This window comes from Sulfuricurvum sp. (assembly GCF_028712165.1).
Classification (GTDB): domain Bacteria; phylum Campylobacterota; class Campylobacteria; order Campylobacterales; family Sulfurimonadaceae; genus Sulfuricurvum.
The window spans coordinates 1-24,575 of the sequence record NZ_JAQTQR010000047.1; the positions used below are offsets into that span (position 1 = coordinate 1).

Below are 24,575 nucleotides of genomic sequence, written 5' to 3' on the forward strand. Positions count from 1 at the left end.
GTTATTTGGTAACGATTTGTAATAATTGATATTTATTACGATAGGTAACACTATTGTTGTTTTATATGTTATAAACCGTTTATAGTTTTGTAATTAAACTTGAAAATTAGTAAAAAGCTATACCCATAAAGGGATTAGTGTCTCTATATGGAAAATAAGTGTTTTTCGTACATCCTCCCCTACCCTGCATTTAAACACAAAAAATCTGCAATAATATGTACGATAAACACTGTCGGATTTATAGAATATACGGATAGCAAATTTTGAGGTTTTTCGACATGATGATAAGGTATATAAACGTTTCAAATCTGGAGATTATTTCCCAGATGATAGTCCTTTAAATGTATGATATGTGGCCGATTTGCTGCTTTTACATGTATAAGGTTCAGGTTTGATAGTCACTTCTGTGAGCTTTGCTTCTTTATATATTTCTTTGAGTTTTTGTTTTTCTTTGCGAGTTAATGCTTCGTCAGCCATCTTGACTCCTTAAATATATAAAATAATATTATGACTCAAATTTATTTGGATGTATCATTGAGTTTAAATGTATTCTAACTTATCTTTTCTCTTCTGCCAATCTGGCATGTGTAAGCTCAGATAATTATAGAAGTTTTTACTATGGTCATTGTGGATCAAATGAACCAATTCATGAAAAATGACATACTCAATTGAGCTTTTTGGTTTCTTGATAAGTTCAAGGTTTAGATTGATATAGGATTTTTTTGGGTTACAAGAGCCCCAACGAGTTTTCATTGATCTAATGCGAATTGCTTTGATTTCTAGTTTGACGATAGCATTATATTTTTCAATATTTTTTTGAAAATACTCTACAGCCCTAGATTTATACCAATCATTGATGAGCTTTTCTTTTTTGTTATAGTCATTCTTGTCTTTAACAAAGAGTTCAAAATATCCACGATTCAGTCGCGCTTTCTCTTCATTTGATTCGATCACCTTTAAGCGATAATTCCTACCGAGATACACAAAGCTTTCACCACTCACTAGCTCTTTTTTTGGTTGAGTGTTTTTTTGAAAGAGTGCAAGCTGCTGATTGATCCAATTGGCTCTTTTATGGAGGATATGGTCAATTTCTCTATCCGTCATATCAAGAGGCACCGTTAGCAATACTTCCTGGTTCGGCTTGACTTTTAGATTGGCGTGCTTGATATCCTTGTAAACAACAGTGACGTTATCTCTTTGCATAGTTGTTGATGCCGATGGAACGAACTTGGGCGATGATTTCATCTAAATCTGTGAATTTCATGCTATGGGTACTCTCAAGTTCCCAAAGTAAATCGTCTATCTCTTGATCGATAGTATTTTTAACATCGTTATTATTTTCCCAATCAGGTTTTTTAGATGCCTCTTTGAAGATAGAATCCACCTTGAGAACTACTTCAATAAATACTTCTTCTGGGATCTCTTTCATGTATGTTTGCAGGTTATCATAAAATGATCGTGCCATAGCATTATGTTTAATTTGTTCAGGATATTCGTCTAAATCCTCACTGTTTTTTTGCATCAATAATGAGCGAATATCTTTCGCATGTTTGAGTTTGTCTTCATCGCTGAGACGCCCCTCTTTATACTCATCCAAAATCTCTTGGATACGTTTAGAGAGTTTGTCATAATAAGCTGGATTTTGCTCACGATGTTCAGAAATCACTTTAGTGCTGGCACTGATAATGGTATCAGCTCTTGCATTATCCCCTACAACACGATCAAGCTCTTTTTCAAAATCTGCATCAAAGATATTGACAAGTTTGGTAAGTTGATTGACTTCTTCGGCACTGATGAATGTATCCAGAAGCTTTTGCATCTGCTTTTCATATTTACCGAAATCTACCTCTTCGTGATAGCGTATTTTGACACTTTTTCGAAGTTCACTATAAAACTTCATAACCTTCTTGTACTCTTCGATTTCGGCTTTCGTGAAGACTTCAGTAATTTTGTCGCTGGAGAGGGCAAGTTTGAGTGCTCTTGCGTAAGAGGATAGGAGTTCATAAAACTCTTTTCTTTTGTCTTCATCTCCCAAGAAAACTTCATAACTCTCTTGATCGTTTTTATTTTCAACAGGGTCAAAAAGTTCTTTGAGATGAGAGTAAAATGTTTTTACTCTCGCCACTTCCTCTTTGATATCGATAACAGCACCTAGTAGATCCTCTTCTTCGAAGCCATCGAGTGAACTGTATGAAGTTAGAGCTTGGTCAAGGTTTCCTAAAAGCCCTCGATAGTCAACAATGAATCCGAAGTCTTTTCCGTCATACAGACGGTTTACACGCGCAATAGCCTGCAAGAGATTATGTTCTTTGAGCTCTTTATCAATATAGAGTATCGCAGCTCTCGGTGCATCAAATCCGGTCAAAAGCTTATCCACGACAATCAGCAGTTCGATCTCATCGCCTTCGATAAATTCGTCTTTGATCTTTTCAAGAAAATGTTCTTCGTCACCGTATTTTCTAATGAGTTTATTCCAAGCTTCTATAACGAATTGCTTATTGCTCTCATCAACTTCGTCATGCCCCTCTCTTGTATCCGGGGCAGAAATGACAAAAGATGTTTTGATATTGCCAAATTCTTCAAAAATAGAGTGATATTTGATCGCCTCGTATTTGCTACTGGTTGCTAGCATCGCTTTGAACCCTGTACCCTGTATGTTTCTAATGAAATGTTCATTGATATCGAGCGCAATCATCTCAAGACGCCGTTCGCTTGAAGCGATTCGCTGAAATCTCGCCCATTTTCTTTTTAAGTCCATTTTCTGTTCATCATTCAGATCACGAGAAATCATCTCAAATCGTCGATCCAGACCGTTTTGATCATTTACCCATTGATCTACCAATCTGCCTTCATAAAGCAATGGAAGAACTGCATTGTCTCGTACTGCCTGATCGATTGTATATTTGTGAATCAACCCACCAAATTTAGCAATAGAGCTTTTTTCCCGTTTGAGCAATGGTGTACCCGTAAAGCCGAGATAACAACCGTTGCCAAACACTTTTTTCATCGACTTATGCAAATCACCGCCTTGGGTACGGTGAGATTCATCTACAAGCACAAAGATGTTGGGATCATCCAAGACGATTTTTTCTTTTTCAACCGTCTCAAACTTATGAATCAATGTAGTGATAACGCTCATGCCGGATTGTAGTTTTTCGATCAAATCATGACCGCTACTGGCACGTCCTGCTTTAATCTCACTATTGGCAAACGTCGTGTGTATCTGTCTATCCAAATCCGTTCTATCTGTAACCACGATGATTTTAGAACCTACGATATCGCGTTTGATCACTTTTGTGAGCATTGCCATAGTGAGCGACTTCCCGCTTCCTTGTGTATGCCATACTAGTCCACCGCCACGTCTACCGGTATTATCAAACACATTGATTTTTTTAACGATTTCTTTGATCGCAAAAAATTGCTGATAACGAGCCACTTTTTTGATTTTGTTATCAAAAATGATATAAGAGTGCAAAATTTCGATCACACGTTTTTTGCTGAAGAGTGCAAAAATAGTTTTATCCAGCGCACTCGCCGTTCTATTTTCTATGATGTTATTTGCTTCACTTTTGAATTCTTCCTCTTCCCATACGGCGTAGAACTTTTTCGGTGTCCCGGCAGTAGCATATTTAGGGCTATGGTTATTTCCGGCGATGGTGAGTTGAATGTATTTGAAGAGATGCGGGATCTCGTCTTTTCCTTGATTACGTATCATTTGAGAGATACCTTGCTCCGCATCTACGCTGGATTTTTTCAGTTCGATCACTGCAAAAGGGATACCGTTGATAAATAGTACCAAGTCAGGGCGTCTTGTTTTCTCAACTTCAGACGTAATTTGGCGGTTGACAGTGAACTCTTCTGTAACATGAAAGATATTGTTTTCAGGATTCTTGAAATCGATATACTGAAGTGAGAAGCTTTTTTTTACTCCGTCGATCAGCTCTTCGTCATAGCTGGTTCCGAGCATGAGCTTATCACTGATTTTTTGGTTGGCACTCATCAACCCTTCATTGAGTGGTACATTGAGCTCTTCGATCGCTTTGGCGATATTTTTTGGAGAAAATGTATACTCTACCCCTTTGTATTCAAAGCCATTAATCTTTTGTAGCTGTTCGAGGAGGATGTCTTTTAGTATCACATCTGTGAGCTTGCCATTACGAGCTTTTATATTCTCTTCTTGGCTGATAAAGACATAGCCCATATTCTTTAAAAGTTCTATGGTGTTGTTCTGAAGAGTAGTTTCATTTGAGATATTTGAGCTCATTGAAGTACCTCCCAATGTCCACCTTTGGCACTTCCAATTCTTTGAAGTAATCCTTGATCTTTTAGCTTTTTGATATTTTCTTCTATTTTTCGACTTGAAATCCCTACAATACCAGACAATTCATTTGCTGATATTTTTGGATTCAATGCTATTTTTTTAAGTATCTTGACTTGATTCTCCGTCAAAATTTCTCCGACCTTATCTCCGACCTTATCTCCGACCTTATTAAAATAAAATTCCACCCATAGCCCATTTTGCCATCTAAACTGTGGCGTCACACCATTAAACTTTTTAGATTCTTCGATGATCTTTTCTATTCCTCTCCCCCACGATTCAATATAACCAGCCAAGAAAAAAGGATAAGCAATAGCAGGGTTGTGTGGCTCTGATGAGTGTTTTTGCAGAAGTGTCTCTATCGTCCAATGCGGTGGTAAATCCCCCGCATTCCACATAAGTAACTTGTCATCATAAACGCTGATTTGGATAGTATGCTGCGAGCCATAATCTTTATGCACAACTGCATTTGTAAGTGCTTCTCTAAAGGCTAGCTCGGATACTGGAAAGCTCTCAACTCTCTGAACACCTTCATAAGTGATGAGTGCTTTGAGATATTTTGTAAAGATAAGCTCCATGGTTTTATCGACTTGCTCAAAAAGATTTCCCTCTATTACATCTTGATAGACCAAATCACTGTTTGATTTAAAATATCCTATTTTAATACTGCTTCCAGTTACATACTTTTGAGGCTCTTTTGCGAAGAGAAGGGTTGCAGCACGCTTGAGATAATCACCATCTATGAGATGAAGTTTATCTATCAGCACTTCATCATTCTCTTTTAAAAATTCAATATCGATCCGTTTCTTTTTTGAGGCTTTTTCACGAAAAAGTTTAAACGCAAAAGGGTCTAAATCATCAAATCCAAAATAAGGAACCGGCACACCATCCCACTTTTTACCTTGACGTGATAGTAAAAACTTATCAAGTGCAGCACCTTTTAACTCTTGGGTGCTACTTCCGCTTCTATAGTGATACGAGCCTTTATAGCTTATAGGATATGGATATTTATCTGTGATGATTTCAAGGTATTCTTTATCTTCACTTATTTTTAGATTGACATCTACCATGATTCCCAAAATATCTCTTATCTTGTTTGGTATATCTTCGAGGAGTTTTTTGGCATTTTCTATGCCGATGATTTCACCTTCATCATCCACACCGATATAGAGCTTTCCACCATCACTGTTACCAAATGCACTTATCCATTTGATATACTCATCTTTCCAAGATTGTTTAAACTCTATGTTTTGTGATTCACTGATCTGTAGTTTCATAATAATCCTTCGCGTTCTATATAAGCTTTTCTACGCTGTTCGTAAATGGAATGAATGATTTGTTTAGCTTTATCTTCTTTATTCGTTTTTTTTGCTTTTGGTTTTCGAAACTTATTAAATATACTCATTTGCTTTTTGTCTTTCACGTCAGAATCTTTATTCGATGGATGTTCGCCGCCACCTTTCCATTCACATGAAAATAACCATTCTTCATAATAATACAGCCATAGGTAAGTCCATGGTACAAATGTTGTATTCAATGGCATAGTTTGATCCCAATCATTGTATGCTGGATAATAAAGACATAGTTTGATCTTTTTAGAGTCGTATAAATGCGGGATAGATTTTTTTTTGGATATATCCCAAACATCCTGATCCAGTATGAAAACATCAGGTGAATATTTATCAATATGAAAAATGAGCAATACGAGGTAAGTTTTACTGAGAGGAGTAGGTTGTGCCGTAAACTCCCAATAAAAGCAGTCTCGTGTAAATGAACCTTTTCCATTAGATGAAAGGGGACAATTTTTTATACTGTTGTATTGTTGTTCAAAAGTAAGTGTTTTGAATTTAGAAACCCCTTTTGCAAACGACATTTAATCTCCAAAAAATGTATTGTTTTTGACAGGATAAGGATTAGTCAGACTTCCAAATCCAGCTCCTAAAAGCCCTCTTTGTCTATAGTCATCAACCTTATGCGTCATTTCATTATAAACTTTATTGACAGGGGACTCACCCAACCCTTTTTTCAAAGATTCAAAAATTAAATTTTGACCTTTAAGATTATTAATCGATTCAAACATTCGGACTATTTCAGTGTGCCATAAATCAAAATTTTGTTTTTTAATTGGGCTGTAATTCCATTTTTCAGCGAAATTTTCACCTGTGACCGTTGGATTTTCTATCCAATGCAAAGTATTTTGTGTTTTGATGAACAGAGGCATATATTTCAAAGTATCAATCATTAAACTATATTCGTTGTAATACGTAAAATGTCGAATACAATATTCGTAGGATTTTGTCGCTAAAGTAGTTATGATGATAGAAATAGGTGCATCATCTTTACCATCAAACATCATGTCTCTATGTCTTTTAAAAATTTGAATATATCTTTTTAAAAGAGGTTTGTTCGAATCATGTTCTGGCAATTCAGTTACTATTGCAGCGTCTTCGGTCGCAACCATCATGTTTCTTGATGCGAACATGTTTTTTGTAAATTCAGACATTGGCTGCATCAATGAAATATTATCAAACCATTCTGCATATCCTTCAGGGTTAGTAGGCATATAGCGTTCAAGTTTTTCATCAGCTACCAGTTCACTCTCATTGAAAGGCTCGCGGTGATTATCGAGTGATGGTGTGATATCGAGATGAAATTCATTGGCATAATTAATACACCAGCCTCTATTTAAGGGGGTGAGCATTTTTTTGTACGTGTCATGCTCTTTAAGTCTATCACCAATAAGTTCCTTTAAACGTTCAGGTTTGATCATATCTGCTGAAACATTTGGCGTATAAAAAACCAAATCAATATCGAACTCATTTTTTCCAATAGGCTTAACAGTAGTTCCCAATCTTATCGAACCTTGAGGATATATTTCTCCATCTTTAAAACATTGTTTTTTGCCATCACCCAATAAGCAATATTCTCCTTCTGCCAGCCATTTTCCAACAGCTTCATAGCGTTCTTTCGCCAATTTATATTGAGTTTTGGTGATCTCTAAAGAGTCACCGACTTTTTCTAAAATTTTAAATAGTTCTTTATTGGTTGACATCTTTATCCTTTATGTGGTTATTTATAAATGATTGAATCTCGGCGTGTCGAGAAACAAAATCATTATCTGCTTTGCTGAGTAAATTTTTATTTTGTGATATATCATCAAGTGGTAGAGTTTTGTCGCTTGTATATGTTAAGCGAAGGATATTTTCTTTAGGCATTAAAAATTGCAGTAAACTATTATTGGTTTTAGTCTGTAAATTCAATATCATTGAAATGAATTTTTCTCTTTTCCATCCATTTAGAAATCCCCATCGGCTAGTGTTGATATGATAGTCATTTTCCTCAACACCGGTTCCAATAGAAACTACCGCAACGTCTTTGGGCTCTATTTTAAAAATCTTTTTTGCTTCAGCCAATGCAACCAAAACAGGACTATTCGCCCAAAGTCCACCGTCTGCAAGCAAATGATTACCAATTTTGTGTGGAGGGAAAAAGATTGGTGCCGAGGATGACGCTAAAATAGCATCATATAATGCTATCTTTTTGTCTCTTACTAATGCTTTAGCATTGCCGCAACTATCATTTTGACCATTGAAAGTTGTTTTAAAAACAAATTGTGTTGAATTCCCAATGTCAGTAGCACATATTAAAAGAGGTTTTTCTATATCTCCAAGAACAGTGTTTTCAAAAATTGATTTTAATTGCTCCTTTAAAGGCTCAGAACTGTATTTACTACCAAATAAGCCCATTTTTGGAAACAAGCTTTTCCTAAAAATACTTTTGCCTTCATTTTCATATAGAGAAATAACCTTATCAATAGCAACTTTTTTGACAATAGATCCTGCTAATATTGAGCCAGTTGATGTTCCTACTATTAAATCGAAATCATTATAAAAATCGATCCCGCAATCATCTTGTATTCTTTTTAAAATCTGAGCAGAGTATAAGCCTCTTATCCCTCCACCATCTAAACAAAGTATTCTAAACTTCTTGCTCATATCTTTCATTAGATTTTAACCCTCACTTCTCCAGTTAGTAGTTTTTGCATAAGCCCTTTTTTCTGCTGTTTTAGCTCCTCAAGTTCGTTTTTAAGAAGATCGATTTCTTTGCTTGCAAAGATTAGGATATCAGCTATTTTTCGTTGCTCTTCTTCGCATGGCAACTTGATTTCTAATTCTTGATATTCAGATATCCAATATCGTTTGTGGTCATCAGCAACGAAATTGATCATTTGCATTAATTCGTAAATTAGTTTTATATCAATAGAACTATTTCTTGGTTTAAGTATTTTCATCGCAGATGATTTTGCTTTAAATGGAAAATCCACAAATTGTGTGGCTGTAGTAAAATCATCAAAAATAATTACAGGTAAATTGTCTTTATGTATACCTTCGGTTTCGTTGGTATACCCTAGAATAAATGTTTTTCCAGCAGTAAGCACAGGAACTTCATAATCATCACTGTAATTGGTATTTGAAACTAAGTATTTTGTTGGTTGCTCATATGCCAACAAGTCTCCAAGTTTTATAAACTTCCACTCATCAGTAAACCCATCAAAGCGAACTTCACCACTCAAAAGCTTTTGCATTAGCCCTTTTTTGAACTGTTCTTTTTCTTTGACAAGTTGCTCTTGTTTTATAATAGCTTCATCCCAAGTAGTAAGAATTTGGGCTATCTTTTGTTGTTCTTGATAGGATGGCAATGGTATTTTAAGTTCTGCGAATTCACCTTGTCCAAGCGTTTTATTCCGTCCTGCTCCACCTGGAGAAGCGAGCTCAAGCAAATACTTTCCACGCTTAGACTTAAACAAATAAAGTAAATAATCAAGATCTAATACGTTCTTTTGAGGCTTATACATCGGAAATCTATGTGATGCAATCATCCCTATTTCATTGGAAGTTGTTTTACCAATGGCTTGTTCCCAAGCAAATACGATATTGACAATAAAGCAGTCAGGCTCAATCCAAAATACAGATTTATCTCCTATCTCATCGATAGTAGTAAACTCTTTATAGAAAAGTCCCTTGCCATGAGACCGAATCCCAATTTCTTGGTAATTTTCGTCAGGTTTTACTTCGAGCGGCTTTCGTACTCTTTTTAGTACCTCGTCGATTCGATATAAATTCCAATCTTCTGGGATGACGCCAACTTTAGTTTTTTTATAACCTGTTGGTAGAATCGCTTCCATATTAAAGCCCTAGCTCTTTGAGATATTCACTCATTTTGGTTTTGATGGTTGCCAATTCAGCTTCCACATTTGCAATACTTATTTTTGTTGCTTCGATATCGACTGCGTCTTCCTCTTCAAACGTATCTACATATCTTGGGATATTAAGGTTGTAGTCATTTTCTTGGATTTCTTCCAAAGTTGCTACATGAGAGTACTTTTCTATCTCTTCTCTTTTGTGATAAGTGTCAAGAATTTTTGCTATGTATTCATCTGCTAAGTTATTTTGGTTTTTTGCCTTGTCAAACTCACGGCTTGCATCAATAAAGAGAATATCTTTATGGGTTCTATTCTTTTTAAATACCAAGATAGTCGCTGGAATACCGGTACCAAAGAAGAGGTTGGCGGGCAATCCAATAACCGCATCCAGTAGGTTTTCATTTATTAATTTCTCTCTGATTCTTCCTTCACTTGCACCACGAAACAGCACGCCGTGTGGGAGTACAACACCCATTCGTCCTTTTTCATTGAGGCTTTTGATCATGTGCGTGACAAAGGCATAATCCCCTTTGCTTTTTGGTGGCAAGCCGTAATCATTAAATCTTCTGTATGGGTCATTTTCTGCAAAATCAGCTCCCCATTTATCGAGGCTGAATGGAGGGTTGGCAACGACTACGTCAAATTTCATTAGCTTGTCATCTTCAACATGTAGAGGATTTCTAATAGTATCTCCCCATGCAATCTTTGCATCATTAATCTCATGCAGATACATATTCATGCGACAAAGTGCATGAGTTTGTCCGTTTCTCTCTTGGCCATAGATGGCAAAATTCGGGCTTCCTACCTCTTGACTTGCTTTGATGAGAAGTGACCCTGATCCACATGTAGGGTCATAGATTCGATCACCCTCTTTAGGTTCTACAAGTTTTGCGAGAAGTGTTGAAACTTCGCTTGGTGTAAAAAACTCGCCACCTTTTTTCCCTGCGTCACTCGCAAAGTGTGCAATCAAGTATTCATAACTATCACCGATAACATCTTGACCAGTGAGTTTACTTGGGCTGAGATCAAGTCTTGCATCACTAAAATCTTCGAGAAGATGTTTGAGGATACTATTTCTCTCTTTGGTATCGCCGAGGATTTTTTTATCGTTAAAATCTACATTTCTAAAGATTCCTTCGAGTTTTTCAGGGTTGTCTTCCTCTATCTTTTCAAGGGCTTTATTGATCACTTCACCAAGATTGTTCGCCTCTTTATGTTTGAGTAGATATTCAAACGTGCAACTCTCATCGAGAACAAATTTTTCTCTCTGGAGAGCTCTTTGTACTCGATCTTCATCACCATTGTACTTTTCATTAAGAGTTTGAAGTTTCTCTTTATAGAAGTCCGATAGATATTTGACAAATAGCATACTGAGTACATAGTCTTTGTATTGTGAACTGTCCATTGTCCCTCGAAAGGTGTCACACGCTTTCCATACGACGTTATTAATTACTTCTTTTGTTGTTTTCATTTATTTATTTCCTTATTTAAAATAGTGTCGAGCAGTTCATTTTTGAATTGAGTTTTTAGAGTTTTGAGCTCTTCTAATAGTTCGATTTCTTGGTTGGCAAGATTGAGTATGGATACGATTTTCTTTTGAGTGTGCAGAGATGGAAGAGTTACTTCCAAATCAGCTAGCTCACTTGCTTTAAGCATCTGTATCGTTGTACCTTGCAGCTCTTTGTGAAGTCTTTTTTGTGCTTCACTGGAGTTAATATAGTGTGTAAGGTAACTGCTATTGACTTCTTTCTTTGGTTTGATAATCGCCATAAGTGCAGGAACAAGTAAACCAGAGCTTTTTTTATCAATATATACGGCAGTATTTGGTTCTCTCAATCGGACTAAAACATCACCTTCTTGAGTGATGTAGCTTTCATTCAACTCTTCATTTGCTATAAACTCATCGAGCTCATTATGAAGTAAATGCCCCGTTGAAGAGAAAGCTTTTAATGTGACTGCTTTGTATCTAAAAAATTGATCATCATGAATATCACCTTTCTTACGAATGAGAGGTAGACCGATTCTGATGATTGATAGTTTTTCTAACTTCATCAAGCCTCCAAAATGTTTTATTATAGAAATAATACACTAAAGACTATTAGTTGTCAAGTAAATATTGTATTATTATAATAATAGTACAATATTTACTATTTTTTAAACCTTTTCAGCCTATCGACCTTTGTCAAGTCTTCTTTTACAATAGTTACAAGTTCTTTTTTAACAGTTGTTTTAGTTGTCACGAGATCTTTACTCTCTAAATACTGCAAAGTTTCCTTTCTTGGAAGTGGCTCATTCGTATTCATTGTCACAATACATTTAATACATCCATGAAGACATTCATCATCATGCTTTTGATCAATAAATAATCTTTCTTTCGCTTTAGCTATCCAGTTTTCCCAGCGATTTTTGGCCAAATCGTAGACATACCCTACTCCGCCTGATTGATTGTCATAAAGCAATATATTGAAATAACCATCAGATTCCAAAACCATCGAACTGATTTCACGTTCATCAATGCCAAGTTCGTCTGCTCCGCTCAACTGGAATGCATTAGATAAAGTTTGGGCTATAGAGATATTATCGATTTTTCTCTTTGGTATGATCAAGATAGCATCAGTTGTCATTTTGGCTAAAAGTAGATGGTTTCTCCAAACCGTCGGGGTAGAATCCAAACATTTTACGGAACTCGATTCACTATATATAGGTGGGTGTTTTTTAAACGTGTTTGGAAGTTTGTCATATATGCCATTTTCCACTTTATCGTTTTCAGATACAGTAAACCCGCATTTAGTACAAACGGCGAAACCTAATCCTTTATCGCCTTTATTAATTCCATAGATTGTTGCTTTGTCTTTGTAAACGACAGAAAAATCTTTATATTCGAAAACTATATCACTATCTTCCCTATTATGAATGGCACTATGGATTTCCAATCTTCCAACTTTTTCGGGGTTGCCGGCATCATAGGATAATTTATCGGACGCGGCAGTGATATAACCATATTCAGGAATCAAATAATGCGATGATGGACGGATGATTCCTTTACATCCTGGCATATTGCATTCATGTACTTTTGTGTATGGGGAAGTGAAAAAATGGCCGTTGGAGCAAGTATAAATAAACCCTTTTTCTCCAAACGCTTCATCCAAATTATTCCCAGTGAAGTGTTTTGAGATCCCCTTGGATTCAACTAGCATTCCACCTGCAAGTATTTTGGAACCTGGCACATATTCGGACAATGCTAAAAAGCTTCCACGTGATAGCTCAAATTGTTTTTTTCCATTGATTACCTGTAAGGTTTTTACATCGATTGGAAACCCGTACTTAGGAAGCACTTGGGCATTAGAAAAGACCTCTATAAGGCTTTCTTTATGCTTTTGCTTGATGCTATAGCGGATAGCGTTTTTGTGGCTGGCAGACGTTCCAAAATTCCAATCAGCATACAGTGCTTTTAAATTGTTTAAATAGACTGTGCTAATAGCATCAATGGCATTATAAAAACTTTGCATAAGCACCTTGAATGCTGGCTTATTATTAGTATATTTGAAAATATCCTCTAATATCTCCTCATCCGATGTCGTCATTGAATAAGCAGATAAAAAATCAAGAAATTGCTTACATATAGAATTATCATCGACCTCAAATTCAATACGACCATAAGGGCTATCCGTATGTTTTGGGAGTTCATACACCCCTACAAAATATCCCATGCTTTTAAAGGAATCAAATATAAGTCCATCCGAACTGGTTTGATGCTCATAAAACTTGCTCAGCATATAGGAGTTTAAATGCCTGATAGCCAGCTTCTCTTTTTCGAGGGAGATAGTCAACTTTTTATGTGGCTTATCAAGATAAAATTTGAAGTTTCTAAAAACGTTTTGATCAAAATGGCGGGATTTAGTATAGGTTAGAATGATCGATGATCCATCCGTCCTCCGCCCTGCGCGCCCAGAACGTTGAATGTAATTGGCTTTATTGGGTGGCACGTTTGCCATAAGGACACCACTCAATCCACCAATGTCGATTCCGACTTCCAGTGTGGTAGTCGCGGAAAGGACATTCCTCTTTCCTTGGATAAATAAATCCTGGAGACGTCTATTTTCTGGCGATGACAACTGAGCAGAGTGCTCTTCAGCCCATAAACCCATACTCAATTCCAGCGATTCGTCTCGATAAAGCTTTCGATAGCGTAAAAAATAGGGGTCTTTATCGAGATCGTTCTGGGAAACGGATTTAAGATCAGTAATACAATTTTGAGGCGGTATTATCCCATCAACGGTATCTTTCCAAAGTGTATTGTTAATAGTGTTGAGATACAACGCCTCAGGTTTGCCAATCGTAAATTGATAAAATACCAATCTAAAAGCTTCTACAATCCTATCATCTTCTGTTTGTATTTTTTCCCATTCTACCCATTTGATATCATTGCGCTTGGCCAATGACATAAATCCGTTGAAAATAGCTTCTAAAAAATTATATACATTTTCTTCAGAATCTTCAATTTTGAGCTTACTTAAAATTTGAACAGTAAACTTGTATACAGAATTACGTGATGTAGCTTTTAGATTGAAAAGGTTTTTATTCTTCCCATTAAAAGTGACATATGTTCCAAGTCCCATCAATCTGGAGTGATAGTCCTTATATATCGTATTTGACGATTCAATAGTTACAGATCTTAGTTTTCTAAAAATATAGATGAAACTTTTTAAAATTGCAACATAATCAAACTCATACCCTGAAAAAAATCTGTCAAGATATACTTTTAAATCATTTGTATCAAGCTGAAACTCAAAACCAATTAATCCAATGCTTTCTAGATTCGTTTGTTTTTCATTTGGCACGCTTAAAGCTTCTGCTAATTTTAAATATACAGATGTGGCTATACCGTCAAAGTTTTTATCATATGCAAGCTGCTCACGTTCGTCTGGTAATTGGTCTTTCATTCTTTCACGATCAAAAAATTCCCCAAAGAGAGGATGTTTTTCCAAAGCTTCGACAAGCGATATAATGGAAATTCCCGATCTCATTTTGGACAGTTCAGATTTTGCCTCATCGATTTTTTCCTGTATCTTGTTACGTACCAACAAATTATCTGTCTCACCCAATTTTTTTTCGTTGGCACGTATCTCTTCCGCATAAAAATCACGCAAACCATTATCATTGGAACGCATCGACATTTGAGATATTGTATCTATAACGAGCCGTCGAAATAATTGAGTTTCATGTTGTGACGTAAGTAACGGCCCTAATCGTGCGGCAGCACTTCTACTGTCTGAAAAAGCCAATAGCCTTCTTCCTCTGGCAGGCAAAAAGACATTGATTTCTTTATCGATCTCCGGCATATTGACCAACATGGTTTCCGCAACAAGCGGAATTAAAAATTGGTCGCTCACATCCAAGCTGTAAAACTCATCGTTGGAACAGACAGGGCAATCAGAATGTCTATAAAATTGGTTATTGAAATCGTATTCAGAACACTTTTTACCATTCACGTCTATGTAAATCGGTTCTGAAGACTCAGTTTTGCTAAGTAACAAGGCGCCTTCTTTTTCAGAGAATCCAGACGCATACCTTTCCAAAAACAAAGTATCTTTTTCCTTGAAAGAACCATAGTAAAAATGTTCTCCACATTCTGAACAACGGACAAGATTTAATGTAGGGCTTTTACACATTGTGCAGTTATAGAACAAACCGTGATGTATCTTACCTATCCCCTCAATTTTAGAGTCTGGACAATGTGGGTTGGAGCATACTGAAAAACCCTGTGAACTCCGAACTTGAAGATGCATCTTATGAGGAAGCAGTGGAAGCTCATTGTCGCTGAGGCGAGCTTTGGCACCTATGGTGAAAATATTCAGCAATGTCTGCTCGCCCATTTTATAGGAAAGCAACTCAATCAATTCATTCAATGTGATAGCATATTTCTCAGCCAAAATTCTCAGGATTTTTGGGAAAATCCTATATCCTTTGAATTCATTATACAAATCAAGATTTGATTGTTTGACTAAATCTGAGATTTCATTAAATTGTTCTATCTCTCCATCCACATCAATATCGGTTGCGATTTCTCTAAACTCCTTTTCACCGGTAATGCTTTGAATGTTTTCTTTATTGAAAAATTTGCTGAAAAAGCCCCATTGTTCTTCTTTATCTTCGGATATCGTAGCAGTAGTTGCGATATGAAGAATATTTGTAGTTTTCACTTTTGCTTTTGCTGCGACACGCTTGAGCAGCATAGATACTTCTGCGGCCAAAGTTCCGGTGTATAGATGAGCTTCATCAACAATAATAGTTCTAAGTGCATTGCCAATTAACGGATAGTCATTCGGTCTAGAAAGGATGTATTCAAGCATTGAATAGTTTGTAATCATAATATCGGGGGGGTTGCTACGTGCTTCTTTTCGGGTTCTTATGAAACATTTATTATTAAACTCTTCCGACGCATATTTTTTATCTTCTGGGGTTTCACTGTTATAAAAAAACATCCTGATGTCCGACTGCCCCTGAAGATATGAATACAATCGCTTGTTCTGATCCGCAACCAAAGCGTTCATCGGATACAAGATAATAGCTCTAACCCCTTTTTCATCTGCTTTTCTTGGATTCCTAACCAAATCATTTAGCATAGGCAGAAGAAACGACTCAGTCTTTCCTGCTCCAGTCGGGGCGGTTACCATGATGGCTGGCTTGTTATTCTCCTCCATATCATTCACAAGTTTAAGTGTTTCATATTGATGTTTGAATGGAAAATAATTAGGATTGAAAATTTTGTTCATATCTAAAAGGTCGATAAACTTTTTGCCCAAAAATGGGATATTCCGCAAAATATCCTCATGTTTTTTAGCTGAATAGGCACCTTCGACCAAAATATCTGATATAAGGCCGTCTGCTTTCGTTTCGATGAGGGCTTTTAACTCTTCGAGCATTGCAACATCGCGTATGGCAATATTAGAAATAATGGTTTCTTCTATCCTTTTTTTGAGGTTGTTCGATAAAGTTATCGCATCAAGATATTTACCCATTCAATAATTCCTCCAACGCTTTTTTGAGATAATAGTTTCCATTGATATAGTGCATCGCCACTTTTAAATTATGCTTATCGCGGCTTTTTACAGCTGCAGTATCAAATAGATAATCTACTATTTTTTGCACAAAGCTTTCGTCAATCTCTCCTGTGATTTCAGCCTCTTCAACCATCCCATAAAAATAGCTAGTCAATCTTTTTGAGGAAGAAATTCTGAGCATATTGAACAGTATTATTGGTGTTTCAAGCAATTTATTTTCATATCCACCGAGAATTAATGATTGCAGCACTTTTTCACCGATATCTTTAGGCAATATCAAACTCATAAATATATGTTCCAACAACATCTTCTGTTTAGAAAAATCAATTGTAATATGATGGCCACTAATATTTAATGTGTCTGAATATAAAAGTATGAAAGTATCTTCTGGATTATTCAACACGAATTTTCGAAAATTCTTTGCATTGGTATCATCGCCTAAAAAGATGTAATTGGTGACCAGTAAATTTTTCATGATTTTAGAATAATTTATATCTGAAACATTCGTTAATAAATCGTCTCGATAGCAACTGTCTATGGCATGACTTCCGGAAAGCATAAGGCATGAAACAATCTCAAAATCAAACTCGCATTGTTGATTTGACATTGTTGATTCAATTTCATTAAACATATATATGTGGTAGTTTAGTTCGCTATCAAGAATAATCAGTTTTGACAAAGAAGAGGGATTTTTATAAAAATAAAGAATTTGATTATTCTCTTCTTTCAAATAAATGTATTCTTCTGTGTCTTGATATTGAAACAACTCAATCAACTCAGCATTATATAGATGTTCAGAAACAAAAATCGATTCACCAAACCCCGACAATTTGCCAAAATTGATTACAGAATTCGAAAAGACTTTTTGGTAAAAATACGATTTATTTTTGAGATATAACGCTTCCCCATGTTTCAGATCACTTAAAAAATAGCGATTATTTTTGAGATCATTCTTTTTCAGCATTTCGTTTCTGCCAATCTGCCTAGTATCACCCTTTCGATTGATTTCAAAAAGTCTAATCATGTGAATCTTTTCAAAAAAGTTGCAGTAAACCACTTTTTTAAAAACTTTATTGTTGTATTTAAGCATCAACGTATGTTTTGGGAAAGTGATCATTTCAGCATACAATGGTATTCGTATAGAAAAATCATCTATATCATCTTTTTCAGTATAGCCTCCAGAATATGTCCACTTAAGTATCTCTACTTCTTTTGGTATCGACATTAATTCGACTTCATCGGTATTAGGATCAATAATCATTTGTTTCAAAACAAACATATAGTCTTCATCAATATTAAATGCTCTTTCAGCGGTTGTGTATAAAACGATTTCATCGAAGAAGTCAGGTTTTTGTATTGTTTCGGAAAAATTTAATTCAAAAAGGAATTCATCGTTATACATGATTTTGCATTCTTCAGTACTACGAATGTCAGGAATTAACGTCGCATACCCTTCAAAATATTCGCGCTGGTTGTCATGATTAAATGTGCAGTCAAGATCCGTATCCATTAGAATGAAGTATTTTTTAGTGCTATTTAATTTCTTGAATATATTGGAATGTATATTCCCGTCTTCATCAAAGATGATCAGTTGCTCACTAAAGTCAAACAAAACGATTTGAAGAGAATATATAGCTTCGTTATCTTCATTCCGAATTTCAAGATTTACTCTATTGTTTAAAGGATTGCTAATAATAAGTGGATTTTCTAGTGTTAAGTTTTTTTCTGCGTTAGCGATAAGCAATCCGGCATATTCATCATCTATGTAAATATCATATCTGTACCCGCCTAGATTTAGCATATAAGTATCTTGTATATTGATCACGAAATTCAAACCAAATTCATCATACTGAATTTTCTCAAGATAAAATATTTCCAAATTTTCATTTGATGAAACAAGCATTTGCTTTTTATTTTTTTGCTTTGCGGCTTTCAATAACTCATCAAGATTGATGTATTTAAACCACACATTGGTTTTTAGTATCGATTTAAGTTGTTCCGGAGTTACCACATTATCTCGATATCTTCTAATCGCCCTCCAACCTTCATGAAACTCATTGGAATAATTTTCAGATTCTTGGTCTAATAAATCTGTTAATACAATAGGTATCTTATAATTTGACAACCACATTTTAAGATTCTCAAAACCCTCATTTGGTATTCCGATTTGTAGAAGAATGGTGTTTCTGAGATATTGATGCTCATCTTTATTGACAAAATCATTTCTTAGATTAAATGTTTTACAAGCTAAGTCGATGGCTTCTTTTAGGTAATAATTTGGATGTTTTTCAGCCATGAAATAGGTTTCAAGAAAAAATGTAGTTACAGAATGATAAATTTTCAAATCATCTACAATCGCTTTCCAAATAGCTTGATGAAACTTGTCTTTCAATTTAAACACAACATATAATAAAAATATCAACCCTATAAATGCTTTTTGGATCGGTGATTGTCTGCTTGGATGCTCACGAAAACCAAACAAAATGTTCTCAATTTCTTCCAAGGTATTGGCATTTACATCGAGTTCAATTAGCGATATAGTAGACTTAGATACAAATATGGACTCTACGAGTTTTAAGGCATTCGTTGCATTACCATAAGATTTGATAATTTCATCCATTGTAAATAAATTTTGAAGATATTCAGCAGTATTAACACTACTGTTCACATTTTCGTATGTATCTATTTTTATATGCTGACTACTATTAATTCCAATCCAATCAGCCCAGTTTATCCACCCATCATTTTTATAAACATACTGAGGTGATTTTGGAATGTCTACTGGTTTTTTCGGTAAATCGACAAATTTCCCTTCAATATACTCTCGCCATTCATCGTATCCGTTCAATTTCAATGAATGTACAAATTTTTTAGCATCTGAATAAGGTAACCATGTATCTTCTGTGGATTCATTGTTTCCTTTGCGCTTTCTTTGTGTACCAAGCCAATCGGCCATATCTACCCACTGCTCATCTTCATAAACACGGGTTGGATCTGTAGGAATATCCTTTGGCTTAGGCTCATGGCCCGTAAGATTTCCTTGACAATAAGCTCTCCATTCTGTTTGTCCACTCAATCCTAAATTCCTAACAAACTCTCTTGCCTCTTCAAAATCTCTCCATTGGACACCTAGCCAATCTTTAATGCCTTGCCAATCACTCTCATATATTTTTTGAGGATTCCAAGGGATATTTTCTGGTTTTTGCAGATTCGATATTTTTCCTTGATAGTATCTCACCCATTCCTGAATATTTTTAAGCTCTTGTGCTCGCACGAATTCTCTCGCTTCTTCAAACGGGAGATATTGAACTTCATAAAGATCCTTAATCCAATCTGACCATCCAAGCCATCCCATACGTTTATAAATAACATCAGGATTTGAAGGAATGAAATCAGGTCTTTTTTCTTTTCCGGGGAGTTCGCCTTTTGACCATAATTTCCATTCGCGAGCATTCTTTAATTCAATACTTCTAACGAACTCTCGAGCTTCTTCAAATGGCAATAGGTCAGTTTTCATTTTATTTCTTTATGTAAATCTATATTAAACGTTTAATATCAATAATAAGTCACAGCACATAATATCTTCGTGACCCTTTTGGCTTACTAAAAATATCTTCTTTAAATACGCACAAAGATACTGCCAGCAACTTTTTTTACTGTTGTCTGTATTAATTTGCAAAAAATATCCATTGCGACAATGAACTTTTTGCTCTCTCCATCCATGGAGTTTGTTTTACATCGGTGTTGTATTTCATCGGTAATCCTTTACGTTTTGATATTGGTAGTGTAAAAGATTGGTTGGACAGCATTGTGTCCGTTTTTTTAATCTAGTAAATTTGAAGTGTTATTTTTCCATTTCTCTAAAAAATCCGCCCTATTCAGTATCTTCGCCCCTAAATCAGCTTTATACTCCATATACGGATGCCCCAGGTTCCAAAACCGTACCCCCTGCTCTTCTAAGTGCTGTGCTAGAAGTACCAGCTGCAACGTTCCCCAGTTGTTGTATCCTTTAGATGGGTTATGAAATCCGCTTAGGCTCGTGTAGACGTTATGTGTGATGTAACCGATCTCCCCTGCTATGAGTGTGCCATTATCTTCATCATAGAGTTCGGTGCTAAATAGCTCAAAGTTTTCATAGCTGTTTTGAGAGAGGTCTTTCATGAGCTCTGCGTATTCACCTGTTATCCAACAATCTTCATAAGCGTTTTGGATAGAGGAAAGGACTTCGTTAAACCCTGTATTGAACGCCAGGCGGTAGCGACTGGAACGCTGCAACTTAGCAACTCTTTTTCCGATTCGAAGATTCTCATAATCTAAGACCGCATAATGCGTCTGCATCTCAGGGAGTAATAAAAGACGACCTTCATGATTATGGGTAACGCTGATAAATCCCGCTTGGGCCAATGCAATATACATTTGTGGAGAAAAGTCATCACTCCAATAGTAGTTAATACTCATATTCGGATAGATATACCGATTCAAAACATCAGAATCGGTGACATTGTCCAGTGTGATATAAGGTATCTCTTTTTGCTCGGTGCTCATCCTCTCCCCTGCTCTACCATCATAATAATACGGTTCACCAATGAGATCTTCATATCTGTTATTGAATCAGATGCTCGATCTGACGACTGAGGAAACTATCGGCAATCCCTTTGGCTTTAAGGGCAAGTGCTTTGGGAGAGGTGATGATGAGATCGGGCATCCACTTCTTGACCTCTTGCATGATCTCACGCTCGGAGGTGGCGAGTACTTCAATCTCTATACTTCCATCGTCATAGGTCTTTAGGATTCTTTGAGTGCTGGCAAGGGGACGGCGATGAAAATACTTGGCGATCTCGGGGGATGCTTTGAGAGTCACTTCGAAAGGCTCACTGCCCGGTTCAAACCATGCATTGATAGCTCGTTCTAAAATTCGATAGGTTGTATCGTTGGGGATGAAGGTCTCTTCAGTACTTTCGAGATAATCGATCCCTTTGAAGTAATAGGTCTTGAGTTTACTCTCCATGAACTCTTCACCATAGAGATACCAGTACCCCTCAAAGGAGACAATCTTATAAGGGTGTACATGACGGAGTTTGTTGTTGTAGTGAAACCGTACCATCTTGTTCTCCATGATGGCACGTTCGATGATATGGAAGTGTCCGAGTTTATCAGAGATATCTTCGATGATAGTTTTAGAGTAGATGGGGTTTTTGGTGTTGTTTTGGAGTTTGGAGAAGAGTGATTTGGCTTTGACACCAAATTCGCTTCCTATCCCCTCAGCGATATTGCCCAACATCTCCAAAACCAGTGCTTCTTCAGGGGTTCGCTCTTTAGTAAGCGAATGCCCTAGCTGCATTTTCCACTTACTCCCCTGCTTCTCTATCGGAAAACGGATAAGGCGCTGATTGAAATCGCGCTGAATGGTTTTAGTGGAGACATTAAACTCTGCGGCTAACTCCTGAACCGATAACACTTCCCCCTCATACAAACGCTGAAGGATAATGGTCAGACGGGTGAGGATTTTATCGTAGTCATGAATTTGTCCCATATGAATCCTTTAAACAGACACTACGTTGTCCAATGAATAGTGCATCATACCAAAATCTAAATTAACGCCGTAAAGGATAATTCTATGGAATCGTTGATGATCAGTGCAATAGCTTTGGTATGGCTAACGATAAAAGTCAAAGAGATACAAACTCAAGAGGGTATTTATGACGCAATCAAAACCCTTACCTTCAAATTCATTGCGTAGGTAGGAGATAATGATGCAAACTAACCTCTCCTCCACATCGGCGCGTGCTCACGCACAGCGTTCACGCCCTACTCATCAAGCATACACTCTCTCAAAGATGTCATCATCGTTATACTCTCATCAAGGTGAACAGGTTTATCTTCTCGATACCTACACGAAAATGGGGAAAAGGGTCGCCCTTGTGATGGACAGCGAAGATGAGAATATGTATGAGGTGTTTTACGATCAGTTGGAGGCGTCGTAAGATTTTGGTTATACTCATTGCACGAAAAATATTGAGAATCACAAATTTATTGGATAATTATGAACAAGAGGGTCATACATGAATGAAATCATCTGTCCGCATTGCGGGAAGGCATTTAAAATCGATGAGGCTGGCTATGCTGATATTCTAAAACAAGTCCGTGACAGCGCATTTGAAAAACAGCTGCATGAAAGGCTTGAGCTGGCGGAAAAGGATAAACAATACGCGCTCCAGCTTGCCGAAGGAAAACTGAGCAGCGAACTGCAAAAAGCGTCTTCCGCAAAAGAATCTGAGATCCAAGAACTCAAATCACTAATTGGCAAAAATGAGATGATGCAGCAGCTTGCTGTCTCCGAAGCGCTCAAAGTTATAGAAAAAGAGCGAGATGAGCTCGCACATTTCCTAAAACGGATACAACAAGAGAATGAGACAGCCGTAAAGCTGGCTGACGCGAAATATATGCAGGAACTCCAAGAGGTCAACGCACAGAAAGAAAAAGAGATACAAGAACTTAAAACCAAGCTAGACTCCAATGAATTGACCAAAAAGCTTGAAATCACACATGCCCTCAGTATCGTGGAAAAAGAGCGTGACAATCTCACACACAGCCTCAAGCAAGTGGAACTCGAAAAGCAGCTCTCCGAGAAGTCTTTAAAAGACAAGTATGAGACTCAAATCAAAGACCGTGACGATGCAATTGAACGTCTCAAAGACATGAAAGCCCGTCTTTCAACGAAGATGATAGGTGAGAGCCTTGAACAGCATTGTGAGATAGAATTCAACCGTATACGACCTACTGCGTTTCCAAGAGCCTATTTTGAAAAAGACAATGATGCTAGAAGTGGCAGTAAGGGTGATTACATCTTTCGGGATTCTGATGAATCACGCACAGAAATCGTCTCCATCATGTTTGAAATGAAAAATGAAAGCGATACATTAGGAAGCAAGAAGAAAAATGAGGATTTTTTAAAAGAACTCGATAAAGACCGTACCGAGAAAAACTGCGAATATGCTATTCTCATTTCACTACTTGAACCGGATAATGAACTTTACAATACGGGTATCGTCGATGTCTCCTATCGTTATCCGAAGATGTATGTCGTAAGGCCACAGTTTTTTATCCCGATCATCACCCTGCTTCGAAACGCAGCAATGAACTCTCTTGCCTATAAAACGGAACTGGCCCTAGTCAAAGCACAAAATATCGATGTCACCAATTTTGAAAACGATTTGGACACATTTAAAACAGCATTTTCCAAAAACTATGATCTGGCTTCCAGACGTTTTCAAATAGCAATTGAAGAGATCGACAAGTCTATCGATCATCTCCAGAAAACCAAAGACGCATTACTTGGAGCCGATAAAAATCTTCGTCTTGCCAATGACAAAGCTCAGGATGTCACTTTGAAGAAATTGACACGGCATAATCCTACCATGGCTGCAAAGTTTGAAGAGATCAGAGGAGAGAAAGATTAACGATTGATTTGATTACGCCGTGACAACAACCTATTGGGTGGGAACTATGATATTCGCCTCCCTGCCCTAAAGTTGTATTTCAACCCTCTGTTCGCGCCCACATCACCCGCAGTTTATGCGTATAGTATTTCAACGCCTCTTTGCGGCTAAGCCGTTTTGGTTTGTCTTTGATATGAAGTGTTGTCATGAACACTCCTTCAATCATTTTAACGCTAGTAAGCTCATCCATAACGCACTCCCCATAGGTACGCCCTTTTGCCGCTTCAGTTTTAATACTCGGATGAAGTTCTAATTCTTCCATTGTTTGTCGTTCACTCTTTAATGACCAAGTAAATCAGGGAGGTTGCGATCACGTTTGAGTGCTTCAATGGCAGCATCTACTGCCCGTTTGAGTTTAAGGGCTGCTTCGAGCCCCTCTCAGGAATTTTATAAAAAAATATAGACACCAATTTTGTGCCCGAAATAGGTGAATAGTTACATTGTTTAATAGTCTATCTTATTATACCTATTTTGTAGACTTTTTTACAGTT

At 36.7% G+C, this 24,575-nt stretch carries 18 protein-coding genes; 3 read left to right on the top strand and 15 right to left on the bottom strand.

The window, feature by feature from the left end:
- Window positions 1-315 precede the first annotated feature (315 nt).
- The 14 genes from PHP90_RS09210 to PHP90_RS09275 all read right to left on the bottom strand — a co-directional run bounded on the left by PHP90_RS09210 (window position 316) and on the right by PHP90_RS09275 (window position 22,118).
- Window positions 316-477 (bottom strand): hypothetical protein, encoded by a 162-nt coding sequence (locus tag PHP90_RS09210; protein ID WP_299928599.1) that lies wholly within the window; start codon window positions 475-477, stop codon window positions 316-318.
- Between the two features lie 63 nt (window positions 478-540).
- Window positions 541-1,203 carry a SprT family zinc-dependent metalloprotease gene (locus PHP90_RS09215; RefSeq protein WP_299928602.1) on the bottom strand — a complete coding sequence of 221 codons (663 nt, stop codon included), beginning with the start codon at window positions 1,201-1,203 and terminating at the stop codon, window positions 541-543.
- The gene (locus PHP90_RS09220) at window positions 1,190-4,264 is read right to left on the bottom strand and encodes a type I restriction endonuclease subunit R (protein WP_299928605.1); all 3,075 of its coding nucleotides are present in this window, start codon (window positions 4,262-4,264) and stop codon (window positions 1,190-1,192) included. The genes PHP90_RS09215 and PHP90_RS09220 overlap by 14 nt, the downstream gene beginning before the upstream one ends.
- Window positions 4,261-5,595, bottom strand: coding sequence for an ATP-binding protein (locus PHP90_RS09225; protein WP_299928607.1), 1,335 nt, complete (start codon window positions 5,593-5,595; stop codon window positions 4,261-4,263). The genes PHP90_RS09220 and PHP90_RS09225 overlap by 4 nt, the downstream gene beginning before the upstream one ends.
- Complete coding sequence (locus PHP90_RS09230) at window positions 5,592-6,191, bottom strand: hypothetical protein (protein WP_299928610.1); 600 nt, start codon at window positions 6,189-6,191, stop codon at window positions 5,592-5,594. Before PHP90_RS09230 ends, PHP90_RS09225 begins: the two co-directional genes overlap by 4 nt.
- The gene (locus PHP90_RS09235; protein WP_299928613.1) at window positions 6,192-7,370 is read right to left on the bottom strand and encodes a nucleotidyltransferase; all 1,179 of its coding nucleotides are present in this window, start codon (window positions 7,368-7,370) and stop codon (window positions 6,192-6,194) included.
- Window positions 7,357-8,322 (bottom strand): CBASS cGAMP-activated phospholipase, encoded by a 966-nt coding sequence (locus PHP90_RS09240; RefSeq protein WP_299928616.1) that lies wholly within the window; start codon window positions 8,320-8,322, stop codon window positions 7,357-7,359. Before PHP90_RS09240 ends, PHP90_RS09235 begins: the two co-directional genes overlap by 14 nt.
- Complete coding sequence (locus tag PHP90_RS09245; RefSeq protein WP_299928619.1) at window positions 8,322-9,503, bottom strand: restriction endonuclease subunit S; 1,182 nt, start codon at window positions 9,501-9,503, stop codon at window positions 8,322-8,324. Before PHP90_RS09245 ends, PHP90_RS09240 begins: the two co-directional genes overlap by 1 nt.
- 1 nt (window position 9,504) lies before the next feature.
- The gene (locus PHP90_RS09250; protein ID WP_299928622.1) at window positions 9,505-10,992 is read right to left on the bottom strand and encodes a type I restriction-modification system subunit M; all 1,488 of its coding nucleotides are present in this window, start codon (window positions 10,990-10,992) and stop codon (window positions 9,505-9,507) included.
- The gene (locus tag PHP90_RS09255; RefSeq protein ID WP_299928625.1) at window positions 10,989-11,573 is read right to left on the bottom strand and encodes a restriction endonuclease subunit S; all 585 of its coding nucleotides are present in this window, start codon (window positions 11,571-11,573) and stop codon (window positions 10,989-10,991) included. Before PHP90_RS09255 ends, PHP90_RS09250 begins: the two co-directional genes overlap by 4 nt.
- 95 nt (window positions 11,574-11,668) lie before the next feature.
- A complete protein-coding gene (locus PHP90_RS09260) occupies window positions 11,669-16,543 on the bottom strand; it encodes a DEAD/DEAH box helicase (RefSeq protein ID WP_299928628.1) in 4,875 nt (1,624 codons plus the stop codon).
- Window positions 16,536-20,102, bottom strand: a complete 3,567-nt coding sequence (locus PHP90_RS09265; protein ID WP_299928631.1) for a hypothetical protein — start codon at window positions 20,100-20,102, stop codon at window positions 16,536-16,538. Before PHP90_RS09265 ends, PHP90_RS09260 begins: the two co-directional genes overlap by 8 nt.
- Window positions 20,103-20,407: 305 nt before the next feature.
- A complete protein-coding gene (locus PHP90_RS09270) occupies window positions 20,408-21,130 on the bottom strand; it encodes a GNAT family N-acetyltransferase (RefSeq protein WP_299928634.1) in 723 nt (240 codons plus the stop codon).
- Between the two features lie 58 nt (window positions 21,131-21,188).
- Complete coding sequence (locus PHP90_RS09275) at window positions 21,189-22,118, bottom strand: WYL domain-containing protein (protein WP_299928637.1); 930 nt, start codon at window positions 22,116-22,118, stop codon at window positions 21,189-21,191.
- Window positions 22,119-22,202: 84 nt separating this feature from the next.
- On the opposite strand from PHP90_RS09275, the gene PHP90_RS09280 reads away from it, so the two are divergent.
- The 3 genes from PHP90_RS09280 to PHP90_RS09290 all read left to right on the top strand — a co-directional run bounded on the left by PHP90_RS09280 (window position 22,203) and on the right by PHP90_RS09290 (window position 24,045).
- Entirely contained in the window at window positions 22,203-22,325 is a 123-nt protein-coding gene (locus PHP90_RS09280) for a hypothetical protein (protein ID WP_299928640.1), read from the top strand.
- 10 nt (window positions 22,326-22,335) lie between these two features.
- Window positions 22,336-22,569, top strand: coding sequence for a hypothetical protein (locus PHP90_RS09285; protein WP_299928643.1), 234 nt, complete (start codon window positions 22,336-22,338; stop codon window positions 22,567-22,569).
- Between the two features lie 78 nt (window positions 22,570-22,647).
- The gene (locus PHP90_RS09290; RefSeq protein ID WP_299928646.1) at window positions 22,648-24,045 is read left to right on the top strand and encodes a DUF2130 domain-containing protein; all 1,398 of its coding nucleotides are present in this window, start codon (window positions 22,648-22,650) and stop codon (window positions 24,043-24,045) included.
- A 79-nt stretch (window positions 24,046-24,124) separates the two neighbouring features.
- On the opposite strand, the gene PHP90_RS09295 is transcribed toward PHP90_RS09290, so the two are convergent.
- The gene (locus PHP90_RS09295) at window positions 24,125-24,346 is read right to left on the bottom strand and encodes a hypothetical protein (RefSeq protein WP_299928649.1); all 222 of its coding nucleotides are present in this window, start codon (window positions 24,344-24,346) and stop codon (window positions 24,125-24,127) included.
- Window positions 24,347-24,575: the final 229 nt, after the last annotated feature.